7 protein-coding genes are annotated in these 5,514 nt (G+C 68.6%); 4 read left to right on the top strand and 3 right to left on the bottom strand.

What is annotated here, in order from left to right; translation table 11 throughout:
* The first annotated feature begins 52 nt into the window (after positions 1-52).
* Complete coding sequence (nirD, locus tag ACY5KJ_RS01130) at positions 53-397, top strand: nitrite reductase small subunit NirD (protein ID WP_462186017.1); 345 nt, start codon at positions 53-55, stop codon at positions 395-397.
* A gap of 106 nt (positions 398-503) precedes the next feature.
* Complete coding sequence (cobA, locus tag ACY5KJ_RS01125; protein ID WP_462186016.1) at positions 504-1,325, top strand: uroporphyrinogen-III C-methyltransferase; 822 nt, start codon at positions 504-506, stop codon at positions 1,323-1,325.
* A 36-nt stretch (positions 1,326-1,361) separates the two neighbouring features.
* Here cobA and ACY5KJ_RS01120 read toward each other — a convergent pair whose 3' ends face one another.
* Positions 1,362-2,474, bottom strand: coding sequence for a PQQ-dependent sugar dehydrogenase (locus tag ACY5KJ_RS01120; RefSeq protein WP_462186015.1), 1,113 nt, complete (start codon positions 2,472-2,474; stop codon positions 1,362-1,364).
* Between the two features lie 70 nt (positions 2,475-2,544).
* A complete protein-coding gene (locus ACY5KJ_RS01115; RefSeq protein ID WP_462186014.1) occupies positions 2,545-2,730 on the bottom strand; it encodes a hypothetical protein in 186 nt (61 codons plus the stop codon).
* A 297-nt stretch (positions 2,731-3,027) separates the two neighbouring features.
* On the opposite strand from ACY5KJ_RS01115, the gene ftsE reads away from it, so the two are divergent.
* Complete coding sequence (gene ftsE / locus ACY5KJ_RS01110; RefSeq protein ID WP_462186021.1) at positions 3,028-3,774, top strand: cell division ATP-binding protein FtsE; 747 nt, start codon at positions 3,028-3,030, stop codon at positions 3,772-3,774.
* On the top strand, positions 3,774-4,646 hold the full coding sequence (gene ftsX / locus ACY5KJ_RS01105; protein ID WP_462186013.1) for a permease-like cell division protein FtsX: 873 nt from the start codon (positions 3,774-3,776) through the stop codon (positions 4,644-4,646). The genes ftsE and ftsX overlap by 1 nt, the downstream gene beginning before the upstream one ends.
* Here the strand turns inward: ftsX and ACY5KJ_RS01100 are convergent.
* Positions 4,631-5,514: HNH endonuclease signature motif containing protein (locus ACY5KJ_RS01100; RefSeq protein ID WP_462202544.1), on the bottom strand; the 884-nt coding region annotated here is incomplete at its 5' end. The genes ftsX and ACY5KJ_RS01100 overlap by 16 nt on opposite strands.

The following is a 5,514-nucleotide window of genomic DNA, read 5'->3' as shown; positions in this document are numbered from 1 at the left end:
AAAAGCCTCTGGATAGGCAAGTAAGCGCATCCCGGACGATCTGGAGGCCGCCATGATCTGGACCGACATCTGTGCCCTGGACGATCTGACTCCCGATCGCGGCGTGGCCGCGCTCGTCAACGGCGCCCAGGTGGCCATCTTCCGGCTGAGCGACGGTCCCGTGCTCGCCGTCGGCAACGCCGACCCGATCGGCCTGGCCAACGTGCTCTCCCGGGGTCTCGTCGGCTCCCGCGGAGACCGGGCCGTGGTCTTCTCGCCGTTACACAAGCAGGCGTTCGATCTGGTGACGGGGGAGTGCCTCGATGCCGAGGGGGTGCGCCTCCCCGTCTACCCGGTGCAGGTGCAGGACGGTCGGGTGCTGGTCGGCCCCGTCGCGGCGGCCCGTCCGGTCAGCTGAGGCGGTCAGCCGGCCGGTCAGCCGGAATGGTCGGCTGCGGCGATCGGCCCCGAACGGGCTGGTCAGGCCGCACACTGGGAGAAAGCCGACGCGGGAGGGGACGAAGATGACCGGTGTGCAGACAGCCCCGGGCGGATGGGTGGCCCTTGTCGGTGGCGGTCCCGGGCGGGCGGATCTGATCACCGTACGCGGTCTGCGGCTGCTCCAGGCTGCGGATGTCGTGGTGGTCGACCGGCTGGCTCCCCGTGAGCTGCTGGATGAGGTGCGACCCGGTACCGAGATCATCGATGCGGGCAAGGCGCCGCACGGTCACAACCTGACCCAGGACGAGATCAACGCGGTGATCGTCGATCGGGGACTGCGCGGGCTCGGCGTCGTCCGGCTCAAGGGCGGTGATCCGTTCGTCTTCGGTCGTGGCGGCGAGGAGGCCCTGGCCTGCGCTGCGGCCGGCCTGCCCTGCGAGATCGTCCCCGGGGTGACGAGCGCCGTCGCGGTCCCCGCGCTCGCCGGGATCCCGGTGACCCACCGGGGCATCACCCAGGACGTGGCTGTCGTCAGCGGCCATATCGATCCGTCGCATCCCGGTTCCACCGCCGACTGGGACGCGCTCGCTACCGGTCCGGGCACAGTCGTCGTGCTGATGGGCGTCGGGGCACTGCCCGAGATCAGTCACGAGCTGGTGAAGCGGGGCCGCCGGCCGGAGACTCCGACCGCGGTGATCCACGCTGGCGGGACAGCCGACGAGACGATCATCACCGGGCCCCTGGCGGATATCGCCCGGCTCGCGGCCGAAGCCGCGATCAGTTCTCCCGCGGTCATCGTAATCGGAGATGTGGTTTCGCTACGTGATCGAATTATCGGCGTGATGGGTACCGTCGGGGCGGTCCCGGCGGAGCCGCTTCCGGTGGAGCCCACGGTGTCGGCTTGACGCTCCCGCCGTCGGGTCGCCCGTCCACCCGGACCTTCAGCGCAGCGCCAGGATCCGGTCGTCCCCCTTTCTCGGGTCCCCTCGGCCGTCGGTGTTGCTGGTGATGATCCATACCGATCCGTCCGGTGCGAGCACCGCCGCGCGCAGCCGGCCCAGCTCACCGGTGAACGCCGTGCGGGGGGCGCCACGCACATGGTCACCGGCCAGGCCCACCTCCCACAGCCGCTGTCCGCGCAGCGCCGCCACGTACAGGGTGTCTCCACGGATCGCGACGCCGCTCGGGGATGCTTCGGCGGTGGTCCAGGTGACGAGGGGATTGCGCAGGCGGCCCTTGTCGGTGTCGCCGACGCCCTCCACCATCGGCCACCCGTAGTTGCCGCCCGGGATGATCAGGTTCACCTCGTCGAAGTTGTTCTGGCCGAACTCGGATGCCCACAGCCGTCCGGCCGTATCCCACGCCAGGCCCTGCACGTTGCGGTGGCCGATGCTGTAGATCAGCGAGCCCGGGAACGGATTGCTCGGCGGCACGCTTCCGTCGGGACGCATCCGTAGGATCTTGCCGTTCAGACTGGCGCGGTCCTGCGCCCGTGTGGTCACGCCGGCGTCCCCTACCCCCGCGTACAGCAGGCCGTCCGGGCCGAACCTGATCCGTCCGCCGTTGTGGATCTGGGCGTTCGCGAGCCCGGTGAGGATCGGTGCGGGGGAACCCGCCCAGTTCCCGGTCAGCCGGAACCGCACGATCCGGTTGTCGGCCCGGGTCGTGTAATAGGCGTACACGAAGTGATCGGCCGCGTAGGTGGGGGAGACGGCGAGGCCCAGCAGCCCCGATTCCCCGCTGTGCACCATGTCCGGAAAACGGGCGACCTCGGTAGGCTCGCCACCGCCGGCCGGGCGACGCAGGATACGGCCGCTGTCCCGTTCGCTGATCAAGGCGTCCCCGGAGGGGAGGAAGGCGACATCCCAGGGCGCCGCGAGACCCGTGGTGATGATGCGCAACTCGGGCTGCGGGCTGTCGCGACCCGCCGACGGTGCGGTGGTGGCCGGCTTCGACGACTCGGCCGGCCAGGGGCGGCCACCATTCCAGCCGCAGGCGGATACGCCGAGGCCCACCAGGGCGAGAATGGCGCTGACCAGGACGAGGCAGCGCACGGGAGGACAACGGGGAGATTCGGGGCGGCCCGCGACTAGGTCAGCCTTTGCCGCGGCGGCGCGGCCGGGCTTAGGAGACGTGACGGGCGGCAAGGACCGTCAGTAGCATCACGATCGCGATCAGCGCGACGATCACCTGCGGTGACATCTGGAAGAAGCTCTGGCGCAGGTACTCGCGCGAGGCGCGGCAGGTGGGACACCGGCCTTCGACCACCAGTCCGGCGCAGCGCGCGCAGACGAGATCCTCGCTGCCCATAGCGCCTCCTTCTCACCCGGGACGGATGCCATGATCGGGCGATCGTCGCACTTCCTCGGGGTGGGGACAACACCCGGATGTTTCGGATGGAGCACGACCGTTGGCGACACGCACGATCGACCTCCACGTTACGCCCGCGCACGGTGGCGTGCCGCTCCGTCAAAGGTCGACCGGGCGAGCGGTGACCCGCTCGGGGCTGTTCTCGGAGATTCCGGTCGGGCGTTAACCTGCGGCCCCCGACCTTCGTCACGCCCTACCATGCGGCTACTGAAAGTCATGGGAGTGCGGGAAGGCGCAATGATCGTTTTGAGTTCCGTGAGCAAGCGGTACCCGAACGGCGGCCGGCCGGCGCTGATCGATGTCACCGCGGAGATCGGTGCCGGTGAGTTCGTCTTCCTCGTGGGGCCGTCCGGATCGGGTAAGACCACATTGCTGCGATTGCTGCTGCGGGAGGAACGGGCGACGTCCGGCCGGGTGCTGGTGGCCGGCCGTGACGTCGCGCGGATGCCGGACCGCGGGGTGCCCCAGCTGCGCCGGCTGGTCGGCTGCGTCTTCCAGGACTTTCGCCTGCTACCGAATCGGACCGTGGCGGCGAACATCGCGTTCGCCCTCGACGTGGTCGGCCGTCCTCGGCATGTCGTGCGCAGCGTCGTGCCGGAGGCACTCGAGCTGGTCGGCCTCGCGGAGAAGGCGGACCGGTATCCCGATGAACTCTCCGGAGGCGAACAGCAGCGGGTCGCAATCGCCCGGGCGTTCGTCGGCCGTCCTCGGGTACTGCTGGCCGACGAGCCGACCGGCAACCTCGATCCGAACACCAGCATCGAGATCGTGAACCTGCTCGACACTGTTCATCAGGCCGGCACCACCGTCGTGATGGCCACCCACAACGCGTCGCTCGTCGACGCGATGCGCCGCCGGGTGCTCGAGCTGAGCGACGGCGCGCTGATCCGGGACGAGGCTCGCGGGCGTTACAACCAGGATGATCTGGTGGTGCCGATGATTCCCCGGCCCGGGCCCCGGGTGCCGGCCGACCGGGTCCGCTGATGCGACCGGGTCTGCTGGCGTCGCTGCTGTGGACGGGCCTGCGCCGCAACCTGGCGATGACCTGCGCTATGATCATCACTGTCGCGATCTGCCTGGCGTTGCTGGGGTCGGGCCTGCTCCTGCGGGCGCAGGTGCACACCATCGACAGCTTCCTGCTCGACCAGATCGAGGTCGTCGTTGATCTCTCCGATGGCATCACCCCAGGCGAGCGGTCTGCCCTCGAGGCCGAGATCGCGGCGGATCCACTGGTCGTCGACGTGCGGTACGAAAGCAAACAGCAGGTGTACGACCGTTTCCGTCGGGACTTCCGTGGATCGCCCGACGTCCTCGCCGGTGTCGGACCCGACGACCTGCCCGCGGCGCTACGACTTACGCTCACCGATCCGCGAGCGGCCCGCGACATCGTCGTCACCTACACCGGCCTCGACGGGGTGGAAGCTGTGCGCGACCAGCGCGGCCTGCTTGACCCGTTGTACCGGTTCCTCGACGCCTTCACAGCGGGCGCCTTCGCCCTCGCCGCCGTGCAGGCCTTGGCGTCCTTCGCCCTCATCTACACGATGATCCGGATCTCGGCGCATGCTCGGCGGCGGGAGACTGCCATCATGAAGATGGTCGGTGCGTCCAACGGAACAATCCGGGCCCCGTTCGTCTTGGAGATCGCGGCGGTGGGGCTGGTTGGCGGGCTGTTCGCCACGGGCGTGCTCGCGTTGGCCAAGATCTACCTGGTGGACGGCCGGTTCGCGAAGCAGACGATGTTCCCCCTGTTCGGTTGGTCGGCGGTCTGGGAGACCGCGGCCGTCGTGCTGGGGGTCGGTGTGCTCGCCGCCGCCGCGATGGCTTCGGTGGCGCTCCGCCGTCATCTACGGGTCTGAGGCGTCATCCGTCGCTCGGCCCCGGTCCGCTTCGACTCGCACTGGACATCATCCTCGAGGAATACTTCCTTGAGATAATCTTCGGGTGAAATCTCATATTGGCGTCCCTCCGGGCTCGTCCAGATGAAATGTCCAGGCCTGGGCTGGCACACGGACCATCCCTTCTGCGTTGATTGATCGGGAGATGATGTATCCGGCCGCCCCGGTCTTCTCGTAGCACCTTCCTCGGCGCCACGCCTGGGCCGCTTTTCATCCGCGTGTTTCAGCCGGTGATGCCTCCGGCATTTTGGCCCGAGGTTCCGCTCGCTCGTCTGGCCACCTCGACGATGCGACCTGGTATGATCAAGATCGCAGTGAATGGAAGGCTTCTCGCATCCCGGAAAGACACATGTAGGGTTTCGAGTTCGAACATGACGAGCCAGGGCGGCTGAGGGAAATCGACGCCGGCTGACCGCCAGGACTCGTCCTTCCGGCGGATCCATCAGTATCCGCCGCCATGTGCACCGGGGGTTCTCGGCCATCTCGCGAACGAGGCCGGCCGGTATCGGGCCATAACCGGGAAGTTCCGCCGGCTGTTCCGACATACCCAGCAGACAGGAAGCCGACACGAGCACCTGCATCTCGATACTGACACGGTCACGATCCTGCCCCATCAGCAGGTCGTAGAAAACGTCGGCCCGACGCTGGTCGAGCCCGCGACCGTCCTGCGCACCGCCTGCTCTCCTCGCCAGAAGGTCCACCCGTCGAAACGCCGCGAGCATGCGGTCTGCCGGAAGCGATGCCGAGATGCGGCCCATACCATCCGGCTCGGCCCGCACCGTCACCCGACGCGCCTTCGCCGCCCTGCGGCGACGCTGCTCCGCGCCCT

It is taken from the genome of Frankia sp. CcWB3 (genome assembly GCF_977927595.1).
The sequence above is the reverse complement of the archived record's forward strand: the minus strand, read 5'-3'. Positions and strand labels throughout refer to the sequence as shown.